This window comes from Streptomyces sp. LUP30 (assembly GCF_001746365.1).
Classification (GTDB): domain Bacteria; phylum Actinomycetota; class Actinomycetes; order Streptomycetales; family Streptomycetaceae; genus Streptomyces.
This window is the reverse complement of sequence record NZ_MJAJ01000033.1, coordinates 21,806-48,293: the sequence shown is the minus strand read 5'-3', so window position 1 is coordinate 48,293 and position 26,488 is coordinate 21,806. Positions and strand designations below refer to the sequence as shown.

The window sequence follows — 26,488 nt, the reverse complement described above, 5'->3', positions numbered from 1 at the left end:
CCGCTGAGACCGACCACCGAGACGAGGGGGATCGTTGAAGCCCGCGCAGCCTGTCCCCGTGTCATCCGCCGAGGTGACCGCCGCCACCACCTGTGAGCGACTGCTCGGCATCCTGGAGCCCCTGGTCGGCGGGACCGGCCCGGTGGGCCCGGACACCGAACTGGCCGACGCAGGACTCTCCTCGCTCGCCGCCGTGCGGCTGATGCTCGAGATCGAGACGGAGTTCGGCACCGAGGTGCCCCTCTCCGGGCTCCTGGAGTGCCGCACCCCGCGCGACCTCGCCGACCGGATCGACCGTGCCGACGGCGAGGACGGCGACGGCTCCGCCGGTCCCGTGGACGTGGTGGCGGCCCCCGGGTCGCGTCACGAGCCCGTCCCGGCGACCCCCATGCAGGAGGCGTACGTCGTCGGCAAGTACCCGGAGCTGGATCCGGACGCCTTCGGCTGCCACCACTACCACGAGTTCGCCGTCGACGGACTGGACACCGACCGGCTGGCCCGGGCCTGGTTGCGACTCGTGGAACACTTCGACGCCCTCAGGCTCACCGGCGTCGGACGCAACCAGCGGGTCCAGGAGAGCGTGCGGGCACCCGGGCCCGTGGTCCACGAGACGGCGGACGCGGACGCGCTGGAGACCGAGGCGAGCGCCGTACGCCGCCGGCTCTCCCACCACCGCTACCCGCCGGGCCACTGGCCGCCGTTCCAGGTCGAGATCTGCCGGGAGCCCGCCGGACGCGCCGTGGTCCACCTCAGTCTCGACGGCACGGTCACCGACGCCCACGGCACCGACCTGCTCCTGCACCACTGGTGGCAGGCCTGCACGGACGACGACCACCGGCTGCCCGACGTCCCGTTCACGCTCCGCGACACCCTGGACGCGCTCGCTCGGCACCGCGACTCCGCCGCCCACCGGGCCGCTCTGTCACGGGCCGCCGAACGTCTCAAGGGCCTGCCCGGCGGCCCGGCGCTCCTGCTCGCCGAGCCGCCCCCGCCGCCGCCCGGCCTCGACGGCCATCTGCGCACCCCGCGTCGCGCCCGGCTCACTCCGCTCCAGTGGACTCGCCTGCGCGCACGGGCCGCCGCGCTGCGCGTCTCACCCACCTCGCTCGTGCTGACCGCCTTCGCCGAAGCCCTCACACCGGCCGGCGCGGACGATCCCTTCACCCTCGTCCTGACCACGACGGACCGGCCCCGGCTGCCGTCCGCGGCGGAGGGCCTCGTCGGCCCCTACACCTCCGGATGCCTGCTCGTCATCGACGCGCACACCCCGGCCCCGCCCCCGGACGACGCCGCGCGCGCCACCCACCAGCGGGTGTGGGAGGCGCTGTCCGACGCGTCCGTCGGCAGCGTCGAGGTGCTGCGCGAGCTGCGCGCACACGGCACCGAGGCGCCCGCTCTGCCCGTGGTCTTCACCAGCCTGCTGGACCTGACCTACGACGGCGCCGGGCAGGGCAGCCTGACCGACCACGAGCGGTACGTCGTAGGTCAGACCTCCGGCATCGCGCTCGACCACCAGATGCGGGAGCGCGACAAGGGCCTCGACTTCCGCTGGGACACCGCCGACGCCCTCTTCCCGCCGGGCACGCCCGACGCCCTGTTCGGACGCTTCTGCCGGCTGCTGCAGGGACTGTGCGAACCGCCGCCCGACACCGTCCTGGCCGCCCGGGACCTCCAGCAGGCGTATCTCGTGGCCCGGCTCGACGGACGGACCGACCGCGGCTGCCAGTACCACCAGAGCTTCCACGTGGACGATCTGGACGTCGCCCGGCTGCGTGACGCCTGGCACGAACTCGTCACCGCACACGAGGCGTTGCGTCTGCGTACCGGCGCCGACGGCACGCTGGGCGTACTGTCCGCGGCCCCGGCGGACGCCTGGATCCCGGTCCTGGACGTCCCCGAGGGCGCGGACGCGGACGCCGTCGACCGCGCCGTACGCGCCGACATGACCCACCGGCCCTTCGGCCTCGGCCGGGGCGGGCACACCGACCTCAGGGTCGTCCGCGCGCCCGGACGACCCGCCACCGTGCACCTGGCCGTCGACCTGCTCGTCGGGGACGCCCGCAGCATCGTGCTGCTGGCCCGCGACCTGCTGCGCCGCTACGCCGACCCCGCCGGCGCCCCACCCGTCCCGACCCGGCTGACCCGCGCGCCCCGCACGGTGTCCGAAACGGCGCGGGCCCACTGGCGGGACCGGCTCGCCGACCTGCCCGCCGGGCCACCGCTGCGGGAGGCGCAGGGGCCCTCACGCCCCCGGCGCCGCGAGCACCTCCTCACCGACCGCACCGCCCTCACGGCATGGTCCGAACGGCACGGAGTGAGCCTCGACGCCACGCTGCTGGCCGCCTACTGCACCGTCCTCGGAGCACTGTACGACGAGCCGTTCGCGCTGCCCGTCGTCTGTTTCACCGGCTCGGACGCGCGGCGCCCCGCGGAGTTCACCGAGCTGACCTGGACCCGCTCACCGCAACCCGGCACCGACCCGGCCGACCTCGCCCGCGCCTGCCACCGGCAGCTGACCGCCGATCTCGAGCGCGGCGGCGGCGCCGGCCTCGCCGAGGTGCGCTCGCTCGTCATGCGGCGCCGCAGGGACGCCGACTTCGAACATCCCGTGGTGTTCACGACCGTGCTCGACGTGTCCGACCGACCGCTGCCGGCCGGCGTGCGTCCGGGCCCCGCCGGCACGGCCACCACCGACGTGGCCCTCGACTGCGTGACGGTCGACGACGGAACCGGCCTGCACCTGGCCTGGGACGCGCTGGACGAGCGGTTCGACGACGGCGCGCTGGACCGGGCGTTCGAGGACTACGTCGCCCTGCTCACCGCACTGGCCGCCGAGCGCGACCCGGACGCCGGCGGCGCGCAGGGCGGGCCGGCGAAGAGGGGCGCCACGGCCGGCGCCGCCGGACCCGCCGAGCGCGACCGCATCCTGTACGCCTTCAACGACACCGCCCGCCCCTACCCGGCCGAGGGCCCCGTCCACCTCCTCTTCGAACGGCAGGCCCACAGGCGCCCCGACGCGGTGGCGCTGCGCTGGCGCGAGGGCGCCATGACGTACGGCGAACTGAACCGCCGGGCCAACCTGGTCGCGCACCGGCTCCGGCGGGCGGGCGTCGGCGAAGGCACGTCCGTGGGCATCTCGGTGCGGCGCGGACCGGCGCTCGCCGTGTCCGTGTTCGCCGTCCTCAAGGCGGGCGGCGCCTACGTCCCCGTCGACCCCTCGCTGCCACGCGACCGCGCCCACGGCATGCTCCGGGACACCCGCACCGGGCACCTGCTGGTCACGGCGGACGGCCCCGGCTGGCAGGCGCCGGACGGCATCGGCGTCCTCGACCTGGACGCGCCCGGGATCACCGGCGCGCACCTGCCCGATCCGGGCGACCCGGAGCCCGTCACCGGTCCGGACTCGGTGGCGTACCGGCTGTTCACCTCCGGCAGCACCGGGCGGCCCAAGTGCGTGGCGGTCGCGCACCGTTCGCTGCACAACCTCTTCGACTGGTGCCGGCGCACCTTCGACTTCGGACCGCGCGACACCGGACTGTGCGTCACCTCCCTCGGCTTCGACCTGTCCGTCTTCGACATCCTCGGACTCCTCGCGTACGGCGCCGGCCTCTACGTCGCCGACGAGGCCGAGCAGCGCGACCCCGAGCTGCTGATCGCGGCCCTGCTGCGGGAGCCGATCACCTTCTGGAACTCCGCGCCCACCACCCTGGCCCGGCTCGCACCGCTCCTGCGGGAACACCGCGGGCACCCCGGCACCGGCGATCTGCGCCTGGTCTTCCTCAGCGGCGACTGGATCCCGCTGTCCCTGCCCGACGACGTGCGCGCGGCCTTCGGCGCAGCCCAGGTGATCAGTCTCGGCGGCGCCACCGAGGCCACCGTCTGGTCCAACTGGTACCCGGTCGGCGCCGTCGATCCCGAGTGGCGCAGCATCCCGTACGGCAGGCCCATCGACAACGCCCGCTACTACGTCCTGGACGAGCGTCTGGAGCCCTGCCCGGTCGGTGAGGAGGGCGACCTCTACATTGCCGGCGACTGCCTCGGCCTCGGCTACCACGGACAGCCGGAACTGACCCGGGAACGGTTCGTCCCCGAGCCGTTCGCGGGCGGCCCGGAGTCCCGCATGTACGCCACCGGGGACCGGGCGGCCTTCCGCGACGACGGGGTGATGGTCTTCCTGGGACGCCGCGACCACCAGGTGAAGATCCGGGGCTTCCGCGTCGAACTCGGCGAGATAGAACACCGGTTGCGCGGTCATGCGGCCGTGCACGACGCGGTGGTGGTGGCCCGGCCCGACGGCGCGGGGGACCGTCGCCTGGTCGCGTACCTGCTCGCCGAACCGGGCGCCGTCCGGCCCTCCGTGTCCGAGCTGCGCGCCCACGCCGCCCGGACCCTGCCCGACTACATGGTCCCGAACTTCGTGACGTTCCTGCCGTCCTTCCCGGCGACCGGCAACGGCAAGCTGGACCGCGACGCTCTGCCGTGGCCGTTGCCCGCGCCCGGCGAGCCGGAACCACCGACGACGCGGACGCCGACGCAGCGGCCCGGGTCCGTACCCGGCTCCGCGTTTCCGCCCGCCGAGCAACTGGCCGAGGAAATAGGCTCGTTGCTCGCCGAACTGATCGACGTGCCCGGACTCGACCCGACGCTCGACCTCTGGGACCAGGGCGCGACCTCCTTCACCCTGGCCCAGCTGTCCTCGGCGCTGCGGGCGCGCTACGGCCGCCGGGTCCCCGTCTCGGCCCTGCTGGCCGAGCCGACCGTCGTCGGGATGGCCCGCCATCTCACGGGCGGCGGCGACCGGGCCGAGCCGGCCTCGCGGCCCGCGGCCGAGGAGGAACGACCCCACGAGCCCCCGGCACCGGACGCCCCTGTCACCCCGGAGAGCGTGGAGTTCTTCTCCGCCGAGGACCGCGACCGCTTCAAGTCGGGTGCCTGGCACCTGCGACGGCACTCCGACGACGAACCCCTGCTGGCGCTCGACGGCCCGCTCCCGCCGGCCGAGCGGTATCTGGAGCGTGCCACCCGACGGGACTTCGCCGACGGCCCGCTCGGACGCGACGCCTTCCTGCGCTTCCTGACCGCCCTGCGTTCCCGTCCGGCCGGCTCCGGCCCGCGCCGGCTGTACCCGTCGGCCGGGGACACCTACGCCGTGCAGGCCTACCTGCACATCAAACCGGGGGCGGTCGAGGGCGTTCCCGGCGGCCTGTACTACCACCGTCCGGACGACCACGCCCTGCAACGGGTCACCGCCGAGCCCGGGATCGACCGCACCGTCCACTTCTCCTACAACCGCCCCGTCTTCGACCGCGCGGCGTTCGAGGTGTTCCTGATCTCCGAGCCGCGCGGCATCGAGCCGCTGTACGGCGAGGAGTCGGAGCTGTACCTGGCGGTCGAGGCCGGCTACATGGGGCAGTTGCTGATGAGCGGGCAGCGGGAGAGCGGTGTCGGCCTGTGCGCGGTGGGGAGCCTCGCGTTCGACCGCGTCCGTGACGCCTTCCGGCTGCATCCCGGCCAGCGGCTGCTGCACGCCTTCCTCGCCGGTCCGCTGCCCAAGGAGAAACAGGAGCCTCAAGAGCCTCAGGAGTCACGGGAGTTTGAAGACCCCGAGGGTCCCCTGGCGCGCGTCCGGCCGGTCCGGGCGCGGCACGCCGCCGCCGAGGCCAGGACGGGAGCCCGGCCGGCGCCGGCGGACGTGGCCGTCATCGGCGCCGCCGGACGTTATCCCGGCGCGGACGGCCTGGAGGAGTTCTGGGAGATCCTGCGCTCCGGGCGTCGCACACTCGGCCCGCTGCCCCCCGAACGGGCGGCCGCGTTCGCCGCTGCCGCAGGCGCCGCGCCGGACCGGGCGCAGACCTGGCCGCACGGCGGCTATCTGCGCGGCGACGACGGGTTCGACGGCCGTCTGTTCCGCATCTCGCCCCAGGAGGCCGAAGGCCTGGATCCGCAACTGCGGCTGCTGCTGCCGGTGGTGTGGCAGTGCCTGGAGGACGCCGGCCACACACCCGGCGGTCTCACCCGCGACGGCGAGCGGGTCGGGGTGTTCACGGCCACCATGTGGCACGACCACCGGCAGCTGGGCGAGACCCGGTGGCGGCAGGGCGCGGCGGCCCGCCAGGCGGGCGCCGCCTCGGACCTCCCGGCGCGGATCGCGCACTGCCTCGGCTTCGAGGGCCCGGCCGTCGCGGTGGACACCGCCTGCTCCTCCTCGCTGACCGCCCTGCACCTGGCCGTGACCAGCCTGCACCAGGGGGAGTGCGACGCGGCCCTGGTGACGGGGGTCAACGTGGTGGCCCATCCCTACCACCTGGCGCTGCTGCGCGACCTCGGCCTGGCGGCGGAGCTCCCCTCCGTCGGCGCCTTCGACGCCGAGGACGGCGGCTGGCCGCCCGGCGAGGGCGCGGGCGCGCTGCTGCTGCGCCCGCTGCGGGACGCCGTGGAGCGCCGCGACGTCCTGCACGCGGTCGTCGAGGCGACCGGCACCGGCTCGGCCGGGCGGTCCGCACCGTTCGCGATGCCGGCCGCCGACCCGCTCGCCCGCTCCCTCACCCGCATGCTGCACCGGCACGGACTGGGCGGGGCGGACATCGGGTACGCCGAGTGCGCCGCCTCCGGCGCCCTGCTGGCCGACGCCGCCGAACTGGACGCCCTGCTCACCGCGTTGCGTCCGCCCGGCAGCACCGGGGACCTGCTCGTCGGCACGGTCAAACCGCACATCGGACACCTGGAGGCGGCCTCCGGGCTGTCCCAGCTCACCAAGGTGCTCCTGCAACTGCGCGAGCGCACCCTGGCGCCGACCGCCCTGGCGCCCCGGCGCACCCCACTGCCCGACTGGACCCGGCTCACGGTCGCCGACACGGCCCGGCCCTGGGCGCCCGTCGCACCGGGCGCGCCCTTGCGGGCACTGGTCAACGCCGTCTCGGCGACGGGCGCGTACGGCCACGCCGTTCTCCGCTCGGCTGACGGCGCTGACGGCGCTGACGGCGCCGACCGATGACCGGGGCCGCCCGCCCCGGACCCCACCGAACGGAAGGACAGCGGTGACCGGTATCTGGCTGAAGAGCGGCGACGCCACCCGGGACGCACCGCTGCGCCTGTTCTGCTTCGCCCACGCCGGTGGCGGCGGCGGCTTCTACCGGCCCTGGCGGGAGAAGCTGCTGCCGGAGATCGAGGTGTGTCCGGTGATCCTGCCGGGCCGCGAGACCCGCGTCGCCGAACCGGCCCACACGAGCATGGAGGATCTCATCGGCCCGCTCTGCGCGGGCCTCGCCCCCCATCTGGACCGGCCGTACGCCCTGTTCGGCCACAGCACCGGGGCGGCCATCGCCTACGAGGTCGCCCGCCGCTTCCAGGACGACCCGGCGCGCGCCCCGCGCCGGCTGCTGGTGTCGGGGCGACGCGCCCCGCACCTGGCCGCACGCCGTCCCCCGTTCGCGGGGCTCGCCGACGACGACTTCCTGCGGGTCGTCGCCGAGCTGGGCGGCACCCCCGAGGAGGTGATGCGACAGCGTGACCTGATGCGGATGTTCCTGCCCGCCCTGCGCGCCGACTTCCACCTCAACGAGAGCTACCGGCCGCTGCCCGGCCCGCGGCTGCGCTGCCCGCTGTCCGGGTTCACCGGCGACCACGACCCGGAGGTCACCCCACTGGAACTGCGGCTGTGGGAGACCATGAGCGACGGCCCGTTCCGGATGCGGGTCTACGACGGCGGCCACTTCTACCTGGCCGGGCTGCCCGAACCGCTGTGGTCGGATCTGCGGCAGGATCTGCGCGAGGTCATCCGGCAGACGGTGCCCTGACCCGCGTCACGGCGGGCCGGGATGCCGGACCACCGTCAGGTCCGGCCCATGGCCCCGTCGCAGCGCCACCGCGACGAGATGCCGGTCGCCCCGGGGCCACTGGGCGAACTGCCACAGCAGGCCGTCGTCGTCGGCCGCGGCCAGGCGGGGGCCGCCCGCCGCGTCGGGGGTGACGGCGTAGGAGTCCGGGGGCAGCAGGAAGCCCAGACCCCGCGCCTTGCCGTACGCCTCCTTCAGCGTCCAGTGCCGCAGGAACACGGCCCCGCGCTCGGTGGGCGGGGCCGCGAGCACCCGTGCGGCCTCCCGGGGATGGAACATCGTGCGCGCCACGCGCACCGGGTCCACCGAGCGGTCGGCGACCTCGACGTCGACGCCGCAGTCCAGCTCGGGACAGACGAGACAGACGGCCAGGCCCGGAGCGTGGGCGACGCTGAAACGCAGCAGGGGCACGGTGAGCGGCCCGGCGGGCTCGGGACGGCCGTGCGGGCCCGTGGTGAAACGCCAGCCGGCGGGCGGGACTTCGGGAACACAGCGGCTGAGCGCGGTCCGCAGCAGGGTGCGTGCCGCGACGTACAGGCGACGGTCCCCCTCCCGGCGGAAGGCTCCGGAGCGCCGCCGTTCCTCCTCCGACAGCAGGGTGCGGTCGCCGTAGGCGTCCGGGGCGGCGGCCCACACATGGGCGAGGGGGGCGCCGGTGACCGGATGGTGCAGGGCGACACGGGACGGCGGCGGACCTTCCTCGTGCACGGCGGCCTCCCCGGTACCGGTCCGGAGCCGTCCGACGTCCTGTGGCGAGTAACGAGCCTGCGGCGCACGGAACCGCCCCGCCGTGCAAAAGTGAGCAGATCCCCGACGCCCGCGAAGGTTACAACCGAGAGCCGGGGCCCGCTGGCAGGCCCCCGACCGCGGGAGCGACCATGGCTGTCGGCATCGAGGCGATCAACGCCTATGTGGCACGCGCCTGTTTCGACGTGGCGGAGCTCTTCCGCGGCCGAGGCCTGGACATGACCCGGTTCGACAACCTCATGATGCGCCAGAAGTCGGTCAACCTGCCCTGTGAGGACGCGGTCACCAACGCGGTCAACGCGGCCAGGCCCCTCCTCGACCGGCTCACCCCCGGTGAACGCGACGCCATCGAACTCCTCGTCGTCGGCACCGAGTCGGGCCTCGACCTCGGCAAGCCCATCTCCACCTACATCCACCACCACCTCGGCCTCAGCCCGCGCTGCCGTTCCTTCGAGGTCAAACACGCCTGCTACGGCGGCACGGCCGCCCTCCAGACCGCCGCAGGCATCATCGGCGCCTCACCCGTGGACACCGCCAAGGCCCTGGTGATCGCCGCCGACGCACCGAGCGCGGCGGCCCGCGGCACCTACTGGGAGCCCTCCGAGGGCGCCGGCGCCGTCGCCCTCCTGGTCGGCCGCCGACCGCACGTCCTGGACCTCGACCCCGGGGCCAGCGGGCTGCACACCTTCGAGGTGATGGACACCCTGCGGCCCCGTCCGGACCTGGACTTCGTCGACTCCGACGTATCCCTGCTGTCCTACCTGACCTGTCTGGAGCGCAGCTTCGCCGCCTACCGCGAACGGGTGGCGGGCGCCGACGTGGTGGACAGCTTCGCCCACCTGGTCCTGCACACCCCGTTCGCCGGGATGGTCAAGGGCGCGCACCGCAAACTGCTGCGCACCCACAAGGGCCTGGGGCCGCGCGAGGCGGCCGAGGACTTCGCCCGCCGGGTCGCGCCCACCCTGCACTACGGCTCCCGGGTCGGGAACCTCTTCTCCGCCTCGCTCTACCTGGCCCTGTGCTCACTCCTCGACCTCGGCACCCCCGAGACACCGTGCCGCATCGGGCTGTTCTCCTACGGCTCGGGGTGCGGCTCGGAGTTCTTCAGCGGCGTGCTCGGCGAGGAGGCGGTGGCCACCGCCGGCCGGATGCGGATCGGGACCGCCCTCGACGCCCGGCGGCCGCTGACCATGGAGGAGTACGACGCCGTCACCGAACTCGGCGGCGACCGCGCGTTCGGCGTGCGGGACCTGGACGTCGACACCAAGCCCTACGCGGACCTGTACGGCGACCTCTTCGACGGCGCAGGGCTGCTGACGCTCGGCCGCATCGAGAACTTCCACCGCCTCTACTCCTGGAGCTGACCGACCGATGAGCCACGGCACCGTTCGCGTTCGGCGCCAGGATCCCGCCGTCCTGCGGATCACCCTGAGCCGGCCCGAGCGCGGCAACACCGTCGACTCCGCCCTGATCGCGGACCTGCACGAGGCCCTCGACAGCGCCGAGAAGTCCGACACCTGCCGGCTGGTCGTGCTCGACTCGCCCGGGCAGGTGTTCTGCAACGGGCTGGACATGGCCGAGTCTGCGGGGGAGTTCCCCGCCACGTCCGTCCACGACGGGGATCCGGGCCGAGGAGCGGCCCACGGGTCCGCGTTCTTCGGACTGCTGCGGCGGCTCACCGAGGCGCCGAGGCTGACCCTCGCCTGCGTGGACGGGCGGGTGACCGGCGGCGGCGTGGGACTCGCCGCCGCCTGCGATCTCGTGCACACCACCGAACGCGGCGTGTTCAGCCTTCCCGAGGCCCTGTGGGGCCTGCTGCCGTGCAGCGTGCTCCCGTTCCTGATCCGCCGCACCGGCTTCCGCACCGCCGGCGCCATGACCCTCACCACCCTGCCGCTCACCGCCCAGGAGGCCGTGGACCGCGGGCTCGCCGACGAACTGTCCCCGGATGCGGGCCCGTTGGTGCGCCGGCTGCTGTCCCGGCTGACGAAGGTCGACGCCCGGATGATCGGAGAGGCCAAGAACTACCTGTCCGCGCTGCACCCCGTCACCGCCGAGACCGAGCGGCGCGCGGTCACCGAGTTCGCCCGGCTCGCCGCGGAGCCGGGCGTCAGCGAGGGCATGGCACGGTTCGCAGCCGAAGGGCGCTACCCGTGGGAGCGGTGAGCGCCGGGCCCGGACATCGCCGCACGGCGCACCGGGAAGGGGGCCGATGAGAGTCGTGTGGGCGTTTCCCGGCCAAGGCTCCCAGCGCAAGAACATGGGGGCCGGACTCTTCGACCGCCACCCCGGGACGCTCGCGTGCGCGGAGGCCGTACTCGGCCGCTCGGTGCCCGAACTCTGCTCCGACCAGGCCGCGTTGCGCGACACCCGGGTCCTGCAGCCCGTGCTCTACACCGTCGGCGCGCTGACCTACCTCGACCGCGCCGCCCGCGAGCCGCAACCCGACTGCATGATCGGCCACAGCCTCGGCGAGTACACCGCCCTCTACGCGTCCGGCGCCCTCGACTTCGAGACCGGGCTGCGTCTCGTCGTGGCCCGCGCCGAGATCATGAGCCGGGCGACCGGGGGCGGCATGCTCGCGGTCGTCGGGCTCGGCGTCGGGCGGCTGCGGGAGATCATGCGCCGTGAGGGCGCGGACGACATCGACGTCGCCAACCACAACTCGCCCGTGCAGACCGTCCTCTCGGGCCCCGAGGAGTCCGTCCGCGCCCTCGCGCCCGTGCTGCGCCGGGAGGGAGCGGGCAAGTGCGTGCTGCTGCACATCAGCGTCGCCGCCCACTCCCGCTACATGGCCGAGGCGGCCGACGAACTGGGGACCGTCCTCGACGCCGTCACCTTCCACGAGCCCCGCGTCCCGGTGCTCTCCAACGTCACCGCCCGCCCCCACCGCGCCGACCGGATCGCTCTCCGGCTGCGCGAGCACATGTGCAGGGGAGTGCGCTGGTGGGACAGCCTGGCCCACCTCGTCGACCAAGGGGTCACGGAGCTGGTCGAGCTGGGCCCGGGAAGCGTGCTGACCAAGCTGTGGGCGGCGGCCCGGACGGAACTGACGCCGCGCGCGGCCGGCCCGCAGGGCCCGCCGGACGCCGCCGGCGCAGTGCCGGGGGGCGGTATGGGCGCGGATGCCGCCGGCGGAGCGGTCCCGGCGACGCGAACCGGACAGGACGCCGGGGCTGCCCGGCCCGAGGAGGAGACGGCGCCGGGTCCGGGCCCGGGCGGCGACAGCGCAGCGGCGCCGGGGACGCGCGGAACGACGGGTGGGACGAGGCGGCCCCCCGTGCCGCGGCGCGTCCCGGTGGCCAAGGAGCGGCTCGGCGCGGCGCGCTTCCGGGATCGGTACGAGGCCGAACTGGCCTGGGTCGTGTCCGGGACCGGGGACGGGGCCGTGGGCGACGAGGTCTGCCGGGCCGCCCGGGCGGCCGGTCTCGCGGCCTTCGCCGACCCCGCCCCCGGCGCCCCGGACCGGGCGTCCCTCGGCGGGGCGGGCCGACAGGGACGAGGGATCGGGCTGCGCCCCGGACCGGAGGCGGACGAACAGGTCACCGCGCTGCTCGCCCACGAGGTGCGGTACGTCGAGGCCCACCACCCGCACGGCCCCGACGCGGCGCTCGTCCGCTTCCGCTTCACCGGCGCCCGCCGCGGCCCGGCCGGCGCCCCCGTCGCCGTACGGCACGTCATCGCCCGTGTCACCGGCCTCGACCAGGCCGCGGCCTTCCTGCGCCCGCCCTCCACGGCCCTGCTCGACGAACTCGTGCGCACCGCAGGCCTGTCGGCCGCGGAGGCCGACGTCGCCCGCATGCTGCCGGTCGCCTCCGACCTGGCCGTCCAGGCCCCGGGGGGCTGGCACACCGACGGCGCCGACGCCTACCAGCTCCTGCCCGCCGTCGCCGCGCTCGCCGCCGGCGCTCCCGGGCCCGAACCCGTGCACGTGGGTCTGTGCGGCGTCGTCGGCACGCCCGAACAGGCCGCCACCGCCTTCGCGCTCGGCGCCGCCTTCCTCGTCTCCACCTCGCTCACCGCCTGCGCACCGGCCGCCCGGCTCGCCGACGCCCTCAAGCACACCCTCGCGCGGGCCGGCGACGACGACGTCACCTGGGCCCCCACCGAACGGCACGCCACCCTCGGCGTTCCCGCACGGGTCGTCCGCCGGGGCACCCTGTTCCCCGCCCGGGCCGGCCTGCTGCACCGACTCCTGCGCGCACACCGGTATTTCGCCGACATTCCCGAACACCGGCGCCGGCACATCGAGGAACACCTGCTCGGCGGATCCGCCACGGCACTGCCGGCGTCCGACAGCGTCGACGGCCGCCTCCGCACGGCCGACGTCTTCCGCTGGTACGCGCGGGAGACCGCCCGCCGCACGCCGGGCGGCGATCCCGTACGGCCCCTGGACCACCAGCTGGCGTGCGACCCCGATCTGACCCACTTCAACCGTGTCACGTCCGGCACCGCCCTGGCCGCGTGGACCGCCCGCACCCCGGGTGCGGTGGCCGGACATCTCCTGACAAACGCCGCGGAACTGCTGTCCGCGAGGGCCCCGAGTCGGGCCGAAACGCGCCCATGAACCAGTGGCACAGCAAGCAATCGCCGATACGGTCTGCGACGGACGACGGCGTCCCGCCCACGGGACCCCACGGGCACGCGGCGTGCCCGGACCGACACGGACCGAGCCGAGGTCGACACCCGTGGAGTGAGACGGCATGAACCCTATGGAGCGCACCGACACCGACACCCGGCCCGACGGCGGTACGCCCGTCCCGTCGGCGCCCCCGGACGCACCGCCCGGCGGCACCGGGACGGCCCCCGTCGACCCGTGCGTCGTCCTCGTGTCGGCGGGCGACCCGGACCGGCTCGTCCGCGCCGCCCACGAGCTGTGCGCCCGGCTCGCCCGGCTGCTGCGCCAGGAACGGGCGCCCGCCGCCGCCGACGTCGCCTGGACGACCCAGACCGGCAGGGTGCCCATGCGGCATCGGCTGGCGGTCGTACACCCCGATCTCGCCGGGGTCGTCGCCGCGCTCGAGGCCTTCCTCGCCGGCCGTCCCGACCCGGCCGTCCACAGCGGGCGCACCGGCCGGGCGCCCTCCGGGCCGCCGGGCACCGCCGCCGAGGCGGCCCGGCTGTGGGCCCAGGGCGCCGACCTGCCCTGGGAGACCTACTGGCACACGCCTCGCGCCCGCGTCGCCCTGCCGGTGTACCCCTTCACCACCGCCGACGCGCCCGTGCCGCCGCCCCCTTCGGCGTCGGCGGCCGACACCGCGCCGGACGCCCGGGCGGACCCGCGCGCGACCGACCTGGAGACCGCCCTCCTGGACCGGTACGCCGAGGTGTCCGGGATCCCCCGGAGCGAACTCGACGCCCACACGCCCTTCGTGGAGTACGGGCTCACCTCCCTGCAGATCGGCGAGCTCAACCGGCTGCTGGCGGAGGACTGGGGGGTCGGCGTCCGGACCCTGTTCTTCGAACACGCCGACATGGCCCACGTCGCCGAGGACGCCGTGCGCCGCTACGGGGCCGCCCCGCGCCGCACGCCGGACCCCGGACGGACGGACCCCGCCCCCCGATCGGCCCTCGCTCCCACCCCGGCCCCGGCCCCGACCCCCGCCCCCGCCCCGGCCGCGGAGAGCGACGGCGCGATAGCCGTCGTCGGCGTCGCGGGCCGCTACCCGCAGGCCCCGGACCTGGAGACGTTCTGGGCCAACCTGAGACACGGGCACGACTGCGTCACCGGCCTGCCCGCCCACCGGCACCGGCCCGGCTGGCCCGTCGAGGACATGACCGGCGGCTTCCTCGACGGCGTCGACCGCTTCGACCCGCTGCTGTTCGGCATCACCCCCCGCGACGCCGCCCTCATGGACCCGCACGAGCGCCTCTTCCTGGAGACGGCCTGGGCCGCCCTGGAGAACGCCGCCTATCCCCGGCGACGACTGCGCGAACAGCACCGGTCGCGGGTCGGCGTCTACGCGGGCGCCATGTACGCCGACTACGCGTTCTTCGGCGTGGAGGAGACCCTGCGCGGGCGCCCCGCCTACAGCGGCGGCGCGCTCGGCAACATCGCCAACCGCGTCTCCTACGTCCTCGACCTGCACGGCCCCAGCCTCGCCGTCGACACCATGTGCTCCTCCTCGCTGGCCGCCCTGCACCTGGCCGTGCGCGCACTGCGCGCCGGGGACTGCGAGATCGCGCTCGCCGGGGCCGTCAACCTCTCCCTGCACCCGAACAAGTTCGTCCAGCAGCGGCTCATGTCCCTGACCTCCAGCTCCCGGCGCTGCCGCAGCTTCGGCGCGGGCGGCGATGGGTTCGTGCCGGCCGAGGCGGTCGGCGTGCTGGTGCTGAAGCCACTGGCCCGGGCCCTGGCCGACGGCGACCGGGTGCGCGCGGTGATCCGGGGCACCGCCGTGGTGCACGCGGGACGCACCAACGGCTACATCGTGCCGTCCCCCGTCGCGCAGAGCGAGGTCGTCCGGGAGGCCCTCGCCGACGCGGGACTGCGACCCGCCGACATCGACTACGTGGAGGCCCACGGCGCCGGCACCGCCCTGGGCGACCCGGTCGAGATCGACGGTCTCACCCGCGTCTTCGGCGGCGACGACCGTCCGCCGGGCTCGCTGCCCATCGGCTCGGTGAAGTCCGTCATCGGGCACGCCGAGGCCGCGGCCGGCATCGCCGCGCTCACCAAGAGCCTGCTCCAACTGGAACACGGCACGCTGGCCCCGACCCTGCACGTGGACCGGCTCAACCCGAACATCGACTGGGACGCCGTGCCCTTCCGCGCCCAGGACACCGCCGCCCCCTGGCCGCGCCCGACCGGCCCGGACGGCGCACCGCGCCCCCGCCGCGCCGGCATCAGCTCCTTCGGCGCCGGCGGAACCATCGCCCACGTCGTGCTGGAGGAGTTCCCCGCGCAGCCCGGCACGGACAGTGCCCCGGCGCCCCGGCTGCTCGTGCTCTCCGCACACGACGAAGAGCGCCTGAAGGACACCGCTTCCCGCCTCGCCGCCTGGCTGCGCCGCCCGGAGCCGGCACCGCTCGCCGACATCGCCTGGACCCTCCAGATCGGCCGCGAGCCGCTGCGCACGCGGCTGGCGCTCCTCGCCGCCGACGCGGCGGAGGCCGCCGACCGCCTGGCCGAGTTCGCGGCAGGCCGGGACACGGGCGCCGAAGGACTCGTGCAGGGTCGGGCGCCGCACGGCGGCCGGCCCCAGGGGCGTCTGCTGCCGGACGGCCCGGACCCCGACCTCGCCGCGCTCGCCCGGCACTGGGTGACCGGCGGACCCGTCGACTGGGCCCGGCTGCACACCGGGGCCGCGCCGCGCATCACCACCCTGCCGGCCTACCCCTTCGCCGGGATGCGGTGCTGGATCCGGGAGGAGGACGACGCCGGCGGGGCCGTCACCTCGCCGGACCCCGAGACGGCCCGTGCCACACCGGCCCCCCGACAGGACGGCGACGACGCCGTGCTGCTGCGCCGCGAGTGGCTGCCCACCGGCGAGGCGACCGCCGGGAACGGTCCCGCCGAGGGCGTCGTGGTGTGCCTGCACGGCGCCGCGACCCGGGCGCTGGCCGACGCGCTCGCCCGCACCGCGCGACCCGGCGCCCTCGTCCCGGTCCTCGTCCACGACGGCGACCGCCCGGGCGACGCGGGGGAGTTCGGCGACGACGCCCGGGCCGACGCCGTCACCGACGACCTGCTCGCCCGCCACCCGGTGATCGCGGGCTGGATCGACCTCACCGACCTCGACCGGCCCGACCCCGACGACCCCGGCCCGTGGACCGCCCGCCTGCTGATGATCCGCCGGCTCCTCGGCGCCCGGCCCGGCGCCCGGCTGCGCGGCATCCAGGCGGTACGCGGCCTTCAGGACCTCGACGGACCCGATCCCTGCGCGTCCGGCGCCCGCATGGCGGGGTTCCTGCGCTGCCTCGGCGCCGAGTACCGGCGACTGGACACCACCGTCCTCGACACCGACCTGCCCACCGCCGCCCCGGAACGGCTGGCCGCCTCGCTGTGGGGCGAGTGGCACCGGCCGGGCGACCGGGCCGAGATCTGTCACCGGCACGGACTGCGCTACGAACCCGTCCTGCGCCCCACCCTGGCCCGGCACACCCCGCTCGCCCCGGACCCCGGCCGCGCCTACGTCGTCACCGGCGGCACCCGGGGCATCGGCGCGCGGATCGCCGCGCACCTCGTCCAGCGGGGGGCGAGGGCGATCGCGGTGCTCGGAGCCCGGCCGCTGCCGTCCCGCGACCAGTGGGACACCGCCGGGGCGCTCGGCGCCGCCGAGGCGGAGGCCGTCGCCGGGGTACGGCGGCTGGAACAGCTCGGCGCGCGCGTCCTGGTCCACACCGGACCGCTCACCGACAGGGCCGCCCTCGGCGCCTTCCTGGAGCGGGTGAGGTCCGAACTCGGGCCCCTCGCGGGCGTGGTGCACTGCGCGGGCGGTCTCGGCGACGGCCGGCCCGCCTTCGTCGGCAAGGACACCGCCACCGTCCGCGCCACCTTCGCGCCCAAGCCCGAGGGGATGGAGACACTGGCCGCCCTGTGCGAGGGCGACCGGCTCGACTTCTTCGTGGCGTTCTCCTCGGCCTGCGCCCTGATCCCGCGCCTGGCCGTCGGCGTCACCGACTACGCGGCGGCCAACGCGGCGATGGACCTGCTGCTGACCCACCGGGTACGCGGCGGCGGCGGCCATTTCCGTTCCGTGGCCTGGCCGATGTGGACGCAGAGCGGAGCGGCACGCGGCAAGGACAACGTCTGCGCCCCGGTCGGCCTGGACACCGTCGACGACGCCACGGGGCTGCGCATCCTGGAGCAGGTGATCGCCATGCCCTGGGGCGGCACGGTCCTGCCGGCCGTCCCCCTGGACTCCGGCCTGGACACGGAGACGTTGCTGGCCACCCGGACGAGCGGGACACCGCAGGCAGAGGCAGAGGCAGAGGCAGAGGCAGAGGCAGAGGCAGAAGCGGAGGCGGCGGACGCGGGCCCGGCACGGGAGGCCCCGCCCACCGACAGCGGTCCCGGATGGCTGGTCCCGCTGGTCTGCGCGGTGCTGGGCACCCCGGAGACGGATCTCGACATCACGGCAGACTTCACCGATCTCGGCGTGGAGTCCGTGATGCTCGGCGAACTGCTGGAGCGCGTCGAGGAGGCCGTCGGCAAGCGCCTTCCCCCGTCGCTGCTCCTGGAGCACCCCTCGGTGGAGCAGCTCCACGACCATCTCACCTCTGCGGGCCTCGCGCCGCACGCCGAACCGGTCGCCAGGACACGGGAGCCGGCGACCGCGCCGCCCGGACCGCAGTCCGCGCCGCCGGCCGTGCCCGCGCCGCCGGCATCGCCCGCCACCGTGTCCTCGGCCGACCGCGGGACCGACGGCAAGGTCGCCGTCATCGGCATGGCCGGACGTTTCCCCGGAGCCCCGGACGTCGCCGCCTTCTGGCGCAACCTGCTCGAAGGCCGCTGTTCCGTCACCGAGGTGCCGGGCGAACGCTGGGACACCGAGGCCTACTACCGCCCCGACCACGAACTGGGCCGCAGCACCGGGAAATGGGGCGGATTCCTGGACGGCCTGGACCTGTTCGACCCCGAGCCGTTCCAGCTCACCGACGACGAGGCGACCGTGCTGGACCCGGGGATCAGGCTGTTCCTGGAGGCCACCCGGGACTGTCTGGCCGACGCCGGCTACCGGGGCGAGGAACTGCGCGGCCGGGACGTGGGCGTCTTCGTCGGCGGACGGATCTCCTCCTACCCGCTGCGCGCGCCCCTGCGCCCGGACGTGCTCCAGTCCGACCAGAACTTCCTCGCGGCCCAGGTGGCCCACCGCTTCGATTTCCGGGGCCCCGGCCTGGTGGTGGACAGCGCCTGTTCGTCCTCCCTGGTGAGCGTGCAGCTGGCGTGCCGCAGCGTGCTGTCCGGCGAGGCGGAACTGGCCCTGGCCGGCGGCGTGGAGATCCTGCTGGACGAGCGGCCCTACCTGGAGTTCAGCGCCGCGCGGGTGCTGTCGCCCACCGGGCGCTGCCGGCCGTTCGACGAGCGCGCGGACGGGATCGTGCCGGGGGAGGCCTGCGGCGCCGTCCTGCTGAAACCGCTGGCCGCCGCCCTGCGCGACGGCGACCGCGTCCACGCGGTGATCGAGGCGGTCGCCGTCAACAACGACGGCCACACCATGGGAACCACCACGCCGAACCCGGCCGCCCAGACCGACGTCGTCCGCAAGGCACTGGCCGCGGCCGGCCGCAGGGCCGAGGAGATCGGGCTCGTGGAAGCGCACGGGACCGCCACCAGGATCGGCGACCCCATGGAACTCAAGGCCCTCACCGACGCGTTCGCCGGCGCCGAGGAGCCGTACGGCCGTTGCGCCATCGGCAGCCTCAAGGCCAACGTCGGCCATCTGCTGAGCGCGGCCGGTGTGGCGGGCCTGGTCAAGGTCGCGCTGAGCCTGGAGCATGCGGTGGTTCCGCCCACCCTGTTCTGCGAGACGCCCAACCCGCGCTTCGACTTCGCCCACTCGCCGTTCCGGCCCGTGACCGAGGCCGAGCCGTGGACGGCGCCGCCCGGGCGGCGGGTGGCCGGACTCAGCTCCTTCGGGCTCGGCGGCACCAACGCCCACCTGGTCGCCTCCGCCCTCGACCCCGCCGAGCGGCCGGCCGGAGTTCCGGTCCGCGAGCCCCTGCCCGCGCCCGCCTACCGGCGACGGCGGCTGTGGCTGGAGCGAAAGCCGGACGGCGGCGCCGCCCCGGCCCCCCGGCCACAGGCGGAGCCCCGGCCGGCCCCCGCCCGCGCGGCCATCCTCGATCTGCGCTTCGTCACCCGCCGGGTGACAGGCGGCATTCCCCCGTCCAGCCCGGCGGAGCGGGTGCCCTAGCACCTGGCCCGCCGCCCGTCACCCCACGGAAGGAAACACCCGTCATGGACAACTCCGCAGAGGCGGCCTCCCGGCCCGCGGACGCGGCACCGGCCCTGCCCACCCCTCGTCAGGCCGCGCTGGCCATCGTCGGTGTGATGGCGGGAATGCTGCTGTCGGCGCTGGACCAGACCGTCGTCAGCGTCGCCCTGCCGAGCATCGTCGGCGAACTGGGCGGCCTGGAACGCCTGCCCTGGGTGGTGACGATCTACCTGGTCACCTCCATGGCGGTCACACCGCTCTGGGGCAAGGTGTCCGACCTCTACGGCCGGCGGACCGTGGTGCAGTGCGCCATCGGCGTCTTCGTCGTGGGATCCGTGCTGTGCGGCGTCGCGCAGAGCATCTGGCAGCTCATCGTCTTCCGCGGCATCCAGGGGCTCGGCGCGGGCGGACTGTTCGTGCTGGCGCTCGCGGTGATCGCCGACGTGGTGCCACCGGAGCGCAGGGGCCGCTACCAAGGCATGTTCGGGGCCGTGTTCGGACTGTCCAGCGTGGTCGGCCCGCTGGTCGGCGGCTGGTTCACCGACGGTCCGGGCTGGCGCTGGATCTTCCTGATCAACGTGCCGGTCGGAGCGCTGGCCCTCGTGGCGACCGCCGTCGGCCTGCGCATCCGCAGCCCTCAGCGCCGGCACACCATCGACTTCGCCGGCGCCGCCCTGGTGGCCGGCGCCGTCGTGTGCGCCCTGCTGTACCTCAACTGGGCCGGGGACGCCTACGGTTGGGCCGCACCCGGTTCGCTGCTGCTGGTCGCGGGCGCCGTCGCCCTCGGTGTCCTGTTCGTGTGGGCCGAGACCCGGGCGGCCGAACCGGTCATCCCCATGAACCTGTTCCGCAACCCGGTCTTCGGCGTCGGCGCCCTGTTCGGACTGCTCTCCGGCGCCGCCATGTTCGCCGGCATCGTGTTCCTGCCGCTGTACTTCCAGACCGTGATGGGCATGTCCTCGACCCGTTCCGGACTCGCCATGCTCCCCGCGATGTTCGGCCTGACCGTCACCTCGATCGCCTCCGGTCAGCTGATCAGCAAGAACGGCCGCTACAAGGTGTTCCCCGTCTCCGGGTCCGCGCTGCTGGTCGTCACCATGCTGCTGCTGTCCCGGCTCACCGCCGACACCCCCTACTGGCAGATCGGCCTGTACGCCTTCCTGTTCGGCGCCGGCGTCGGCCTGGTGATGCAGCCCGTCATCACCGCCGTGCAGAACTCCGTGCCCCCGCAGGACGTCGGCGCGGCCACCAGCGCCGCGAACTTCTTCCAGCGAATGGGGTCCGCGGTCGGGGTCGCGGTCCTCGGCACCGTCCTCACCAGCCGGGTGACCGACCGGCTGACCGACGTGGGCCAGGACGCGGCACGCGCCGCCGGCCAGGGCGTCGCGGCCCTGCACCGGCTGCCCGAACCGGCGCGCGGGGACGCCCTGGACGGGTACGCGCACGCCATGGGCGACATGTTCCTGGTGTGCGTCCTGCTGGTGGGCATCGCCCTCGTGGTGTCCCTGTTCCTCAAGGAGATGCCCCGCAAGGCCGAGCCGGCCGCCGAGCAGCCGGTGCAGGAGGCGCCCGCGGCCGGCTGACCCCGGGCCGGCGGGACCGCCTCCCGCCTGCTCAAAGTTGTGCAGCCCCCGCACCCCGGTCCGCCTAGCGTGGCTCGCGCCGGCCTTCCAGGCCCGGCACGAGCCACGCATTCTGCGCATCGGAAGGACGGCCATTCCATGGAACAGCGGACAGCCCGGAGCGCGGCCGGTCTCAGCCCGGCGTCGGCCCAGAGCCCCGTGCCCGCCGACAAGCTGCTGCACTCCGGCAACTCGGGCTTCACCATCGCCCGCAGCGCCCAGCTGAAGTACGAGCACCGGGTCGAGGGCCGCAAGCTCTTCGCCGACGTGATCGCCTACATGAACCAGTCCGACCTCAACGGCGCCTCCTTCTACTTCTACGAGGAGGCGTTCGGCAAGCAGGACCGGGTGCACTGGCTGATCCACTGGAAGACCCCGAACGACTACGCCATCAGCCTGCACATGGTCGACCACGACGAGAAGATGATCGACCTGCTGGAGAGCGACCGCACGGTCGAGGACGCGAGCGCCGGTGTGTGGGGCCGTGCCGTCGTCGAGGGCTCCGTGCGCGAACGCATCCTCGTCCCGCAGCACGGGCTCGTGCACGAGGAGGACGAGCACGACAGCGGCGATCTCTGGGTCGACCCGGCCCGGTTGCAGACCAGGCAGTCCGACGCCGAACTGCTGCACTCCGCGAACGCGCTCCTCACCCTGCACCGCACCGGCCAGGCCTCGCACGAGTTCCGCAAGGAGGCCCGGCTGTACGCCTTCGCCTGGCAGAACGAGGTCAACCGCAAGCTGCCCGGGCGCGCCACCTCCTACCTCTACGAGGAGACGTTCGGCGTGATGGACCGGCTGCACTGGCTCGTCCACTTCAAGGACTTCGACGCCTACCAGGAACTGCTCGAACTCGAGCGCACCGACGCCGACTTCGGGGCGCTCGCCGAGCGGCAGTTCATCGCCGGCGGCAAGGGCGGCGGCAACTGGGGCCGCTCCTTCGTGCCCGGCACCATCGAGGACATCCTGCTGCTGCCGCACCAGCTCCACCCGGGCGCGTGAAGGCCTGGCTCTTCGCCGGACAGGGGGCGCAGCGCGCCGGGATGGGGGAGGCGCTCTTCGACCGCTTCCCCGAGTACGTGGCGGCAGCCGACCGCATCCTCGGCGAGTCCGTGCGCGCGCTGTGCCTGGACGACCCCGACGGCCGGCTGAACCGCACCCGGTGGACCCAGCCCGCGCTGTACGTCGTCAACGCGCTCGCGTGCGCGGAGGCGCTGGCGGAGGGCCCCGGCCCCGACGTCCTGGCGGGACACAGCCTCGGCGAGTACAACGCGCTGCTCGCCGCGGGCTGCTTCGACTTCGAGACCGGTCTGCGGATCGTGCGGCGGCGCGGGGAGCTGATGGGGGAGGCGGACGGCGGCGCCATGCTGGCCGTCGTCGGCCTCGCGCCCGACGCCGTCCGCGCCCTGCTCGACCGTTGCGGGGCCGCCGACGTCGACCTCGCCAACCTCAACACCGCCACCCAGGTGGTGGTGTCGGGTCCGGCCGAGTCCGTGCGGGCGGTACGCGCCGCGGTGCGGGCGACCCAGGGCGCCCGCTGTGTCCCGCTGGCCACCAGCGGAGCCTTCCACTCCCGGCACATGCGCCCTGCCCAGGAGCGTTTCGCCGCCTTCCTCGACACCGTCGAGTTCCGGCCACCGGGCATTCCTGTGATCGCCAACGTGACGGGCCGGCCCTACCCAGCCGACGGTGTGGCGGACCTGCTGGCCCGGCAGATCGCGGCCCCGGTGCGCTGGCACGAGACCCTGCGCGAACTGGTCCGGCTGGGAGTGACCGAGGCCCGCGAGTTCGGCCCGCGCCCCATGCTGCGGCCGATGTGGGATTCGGTGCTGGCCGAGCCGGAAACGGTGCCGCGGTCGCAGCCGCAGCGGCCGTTGCCGGAGTCGGTGCCGGAACCTCTGCCCGTGCCCGTGACCGTGGCGGCGGCCGGGGCGGTGGTGGGGGCGGCACGACGCGACGCCGCCGCCTGCGATCCGGAGCCCGTCGGTGACCCGGCCGCCGCCCGGCTCGGCAGCGCGGAGTTCCGGCAGGACCACGGGGTGCGCTACGCCTACCTCGCGGGCAGCATGTTCCGGGGCGTGTCCTCCGTCGAGCTGGTCGCCCGGCTCGGGCGGGCGGGCCTGCGCGGCTACTTCGGCGCCGGCGGACTGGACCTCGCCACCGTCGAGAAGGCGCTCACCGAACTCGCCCGCACCCCCGGCCTCGACGGCCGCTACGGCGTGAATCTGCTGCACGACCTCACCCGTCCCGGCGCCGAGGACGCCCTGACCGACCTGTTGCTGCGGCACGACGTCCGGCATGTGGAGGCCGCCGCCTTCACCTCCGTCACCCCGGCGATCGTCCGCTTCCGGTTCACCGGCGCCCACCGCACCGCCGACGGCGCCGCCGTCGCGGTACGCACCCTGGTCGCCAAGTGCTCACGCCCCGAGGTGGCCGCCCACTTCATGGCGCCGCCCGCCGAGGAACTGCTGCGGCGCCTGGTCTCCGAGGGCGCGCTGACCCCGCAGGAGGCCGACGCGGCACGCGGGCTGCCGGTGGCGCAGGACATCTGCGTGGAGGGCGACTCGGCCGGCCATACGGACGGCGGTGTCAGCCTGGCCCTCGTGCCGACGACGGCCGCGCTGGCCGAGCGGCTGACGGCACGGCACGGCTACGCCCGCCGCCTGCGGGTCGGGGCCTGTGGAGGGCTGGGCACCCCGGAGGCGGTCGCGGCGGCCTTCGTCCTCGGCGCCGACTTCGTCGTCACCGGCTCCGTCAACCAGTGCTCGCCGCAGGCGGGCACCTCGGACGCCGTGAAGGACCTGCTGGCCGCCCTGGACGTGCAGGACACCGCGTACGCGCCCGCCGGCGACCTGTTCGAACTGGGCTCCCGGGTCCAGGTGGTCCGCAAGGGCACCCTCTTCGCGGCCCGCGCCAACAAGCTGTACCAGCTCTACCGCGGCCACGGCGGACTGGACGACCTCGACGAGGCCACCCGCACCTGGCTGGAACGCGACTGTCTGCGCGCCCCGCTCGACCAGGTGTGGAAGCAGACCTGCGCCCACTACCGGGACACCGGCCGCGCCCATGAGATCGAGCGGGCCGAGCGCGATCCCCGGCACCGGATGGCGCTCCTGTTCAAGTCCTACTTCGCCCGCACCAACCGGGCCGCACAGGACGGCGATCCCACCGAACGCGCCAACTACCAGGTGCACTGCGGGCCCGCGGCGGGCGCGTTCAACCGCTGTGTCCGCGGCACCGCACTGGAGCCCTGGCCGGAGCGGCATGTCGAACGCATCGCCGACCTGCTGATGAGCGGAGCGGCACGGGTCCTCCGCGAGCGCCTGGCCGCCTACGCCCCGACCGGCCCGGGCGACGTCCCTCACCACCCATGACACATGCGAGGAGAGCCATATGACCGTGGACAGCGGCACGCCCAGTGTCCCGCCCGCCCGGCACCAGACCACGCAGCCCGCGGACAGGATCCTGCACTCCGCGAACGCCGGCGTCGTCGTGGAGCGGGTCGCGCAGATCGCCGCCGGACAGGGCGACGGCGCGCGCCGCATGGCGCGGGAGGCGGCGGAGTTCGTCAACGCCAAGCATCCGGGCCTCGCGACCGTGTTCGTCTACGAGGAGACCTTCGGAGTCAAGGACCGCCTGCACTGGCTGATCCACTTCCGGTCCCTGGAGGACTACGAACGACTGCTGCACATGGGGGGCGCCCGCGACTTCCGGGACGGCGTGCTCGGCGGCCATGTCTCCGACCGTCAGGCCGAGGAGTGGCAGGCCGCGTTCGTGCCCGGCACGGTGCGGGAGACCATGATGTTCCCGCACCGCTGGGGCATGTTCGGCACGGCCACCCAGACCATGGCCCAGGACCCGTCGATGAGCCCGCTGGCCGCCGACCGGGACGAGCCCTGGTTCGAGGTGCTGCCCGCGCGGCACCAGACCTCCGTCCCCGCCGACCAGCTGCTGAACACGGCCACCGCAGGGGTGATCATGCACCGGGTGGTCGACTTCAGCTACAAGTACCGGGCCGAGGCACGCCTGTTCGCCCGTACGGTCGCCGAGAACACCAACCTCAACTCCGGGGGCGACGCCACCGCGCTGGTCTTCGAGGAACTGTTCGGGACCATGGAGCGGATGCACTTCCTGATCCACATGAAATCGCTGGGCACGATGTACAAACTCATGGGTATCGACGCCCGCACCGACCCCACGGCGCCGCGCGCCACGTACATGCAGGACTGGGTGTCCAAGGAGCAGGGCGGCGGGCGCTGGGACAGTCTGATGCTGGAGGGCAGTGGTCACGACGGCTGCCTGACGCCGCAGTACTGGGGCGACTGAGAACGCAACGAGGGGGCCGCGGCACTCGTCCGAGTGCCGCGGCCCCCTCGTTGCGTACCCGGCGGAGCCGGTGTCAGGCCATGGTGGTCACGCAGAACGGGTGACCGGCCGGGTCGATCAGGACGACCCACTTCTCGCCGCCCGGCTGGTGCTCCGGCCGGGTCGCACCCAGGGTGGTCAGCCGTTCCACGGCTTCGCCCAGATCGCTGACGCTGAAGTCGAGGTGCATCTGCTTGTCGTCACCGGGCCAGGAGGGCTGCTTCAGGTTCTCGGCCCGCTGGAAACCGATGCGGCTGGACCCGTCAGGGGTGCCGATGTAGGCGAAGTCCTCGCTCGAGTAGAGCGTCTGCCATCCGGTCACGGCGCTGTAGAACTCGGCCAGCGCCTTCGGGTCCGGCGCGTCGAGAGTGACCGCTGCCAGCTGCCCAATGGGGGACATGAAAGGTTTCCTTCCTCAGGACGATGGTCGTCTCGGCGTGCAACTTCCGCGTGCACTTCCGGCGTTCGCGAGCCTAGGCCCTGACCTGTCCGGGTGCACGCGGATCGCCGGGACTACTGGAAGGAGTGGTCCAGCGTGACCGTCGCATGGCCGTCAGGGCCGGGGTTGTCGCAGAAGTAGGTGCCGGTTCCCCGCAAACCGGTCAACCCGCCTGTTCCGGAGCCCTCCAGCACCTCCAGGGTGGCCTTGGCCGTGCCGCCGCCCGTGGCGCCCGTGATCTGGAGGACGAAGCTGCCGCTGCGGTCGCCGATCCGGCCCGTCACCCGCTCCAGCGCGGTGAACGCACTCGCCCCGCCGGGGGACAGGGCGATGAGGACCTGCTGGACGCCCTCGCCCTCGAGCTGCCCCCGGTAGTGGTTGGCCACCTGGCCGTGCATCAGCACGGGAGCGCCCTCCGTCTGCTCATAGGGGGCCGGCTGCCAGGGATCCCAGGTCATGGTGCTGGTCGACTGCGTCTGCATGCGTTGTCCTCTCGCTCGCGGGACCTCGGCGAACCGGTGGCCGGACTGCCGACGGTGATCAGCCGGATCCTCGCGCCTCGACACCGCCGGCTCTGCTCACTATTGAGCTTTCACCGCTCGT

13 protein-coding genes are annotated in these 26,488 nt (G+C 74.5%); 10 read left to right on the top strand and 3 right to left on the bottom strand.

Translation table 11 applies throughout. From position 1 onward, the window contains the following. Positions 1 to 58: 58 nt before the first annotated feature. Together BG482_RS24980 and BG482_RS24975 are read left to right on the top strand one after the other, a co-directional pair. The gene (locus BG482_RS24980; protein WP_218108800.1) at positions 59 to 6,994 is read left to right on the top strand and encodes an amino acid adenylation domain-containing protein; all 6,936 of its coding nucleotides are present in this window, start codon (positions 59 to 61) and stop codon (positions 6,992 to 6,994) included. A gap of 43 nt (positions 6,995 to 7,037) precedes the next feature. Further along, a complete protein-coding gene (locus BG482_RS24975; RefSeq protein ID WP_069771373.1) occupies positions 7,038 to 7,796 on the top strand; it encodes a thioesterase II family protein in 759 nt (252 codons plus the stop codon). Between the two features lie 6 nt (positions 7,797 to 7,802). On the opposite strand, the gene BG482_RS24970 is transcribed toward BG482_RS24975, so the two are convergent. After that, positions 7,803 to 8,543, bottom strand: a complete 741-nt coding sequence (locus tag BG482_RS24970) for a 4'-phosphopantetheinyl transferase superfamily protein (protein ID WP_069771372.1) — start codon at positions 8,541 to 8,543, stop codon at positions 7,803 to 7,805. 170 nt (positions 8,544 to 8,713) lie between these two features. On the opposite strand from BG482_RS24970, the gene BG482_RS24965 reads away from it, so the two are divergent. From BG482_RS24965 to BG482_RS24930, 8 genes are all read left to right on the top strand, one after another. Next, positions 8,714 to 9,946 carry a hydroxymethylglutaryl-CoA synthase family protein gene (locus BG482_RS24965; protein ID WP_069771371.1) on the top strand — a complete coding sequence of 411 codons (1,233 nt, stop codon included), beginning with the start codon at positions 8,714 to 8,716 and terminating at the stop codon, positions 9,944 to 9,946. A gap of 7 nt (positions 9,947 to 9,953) precedes the next feature. Further along, positions 9,954 to 10,748, top strand: a complete 795-nt coding sequence (locus tag BG482_RS24960) for an enoyl-CoA hydratase-related protein (RefSeq protein ID WP_069771370.1) — start codon at positions 9,954 to 9,956, stop codon at positions 10,746 to 10,748. 46 nt (positions 10,749 to 10,794) lie between these two features. Further along, positions 10,795 to 13,149, top strand: coding sequence for an acyltransferase domain-containing protein (locus BG482_RS24955; RefSeq protein ID WP_079142114.1), 2,355 nt, complete (start codon positions 10,795 to 10,797; stop codon positions 13,147 to 13,149). A 136-nt stretch (positions 13,150 to 13,285) separates the two neighbouring features. Further along, on the top strand, positions 13,286 to 19,441 hold the full coding sequence (locus tag BG482_RS44110; RefSeq protein ID WP_176741452.1) for a beta-ketoacyl synthase N-terminal-like domain-containing protein: 6,156 nt from the start codon (positions 13,286 to 13,288) through the stop codon (positions 19,439 to 19,441). A gap of 44 nt (positions 19,442 to 19,485) precedes the next feature. Next, positions 19,486 to 21,045, top strand: coding sequence for an MDR family MFS transporter (locus BG482_RS24945; RefSeq protein ID WP_256096473.1), 1,560 nt, complete (start codon positions 19,486 to 19,488; stop codon positions 21,043 to 21,045). Between the two features lie 138 nt (positions 21,046 to 21,183). After that, positions 21,184 to 22,083 (top strand): DUF6039 family protein, encoded by a 900-nt coding sequence (locus tag BG482_RS24940; protein ID WP_069771368.1) that lies wholly within the window; start codon positions 21,184 to 21,186, stop codon positions 22,081 to 22,083. After that, the gene (gene fabD, locus BG482_RS24935; protein WP_069771367.1) at positions 22,080 to 24,455 is read left to right on the top strand and encodes an ACP S-malonyltransferase; all 2,376 of its coding nucleotides are present in this window, start codon (positions 22,080 to 22,082) and stop codon (positions 24,453 to 24,455) included. The genes BG482_RS24940 and fabD overlap by 4 nt, the downstream gene beginning before the upstream one ends. Before the next feature lie 19 nt (positions 24,456 to 24,474). Next, entirely contained in the window at positions 24,475 to 25,407 is a 933-nt protein-coding gene (locus tag BG482_RS24930; protein ID WP_069771366.1) for a DUF6039 family protein, read from the top strand. Between the two features lie 73 nt (positions 25,408 to 25,480). Here the strand turns inward: BG482_RS24930 and BG482_RS24925 are convergent, their stop codons facing one another. Beyond that, entirely contained in the window at positions 25,481 to 25,846 is a 366-nt protein-coding gene (locus BG482_RS24925; RefSeq protein WP_069771365.1) for a VOC family protein, read from the bottom strand. 113 nt (positions 25,847 to 25,959) lie between these two features. After that, positions 25,960 to 26,367 carry a DUF3224 domain-containing protein gene (locus BG482_RS24920; RefSeq protein WP_069771364.1) on the bottom strand — a complete coding sequence of 136 codons (408 nt, stop codon included), beginning with the start codon at positions 26,365 to 26,367 and terminating at the stop codon, positions 25,960 to 25,962. Positions 26,368 to 26,488 lie beyond the last annotated feature (121 nt).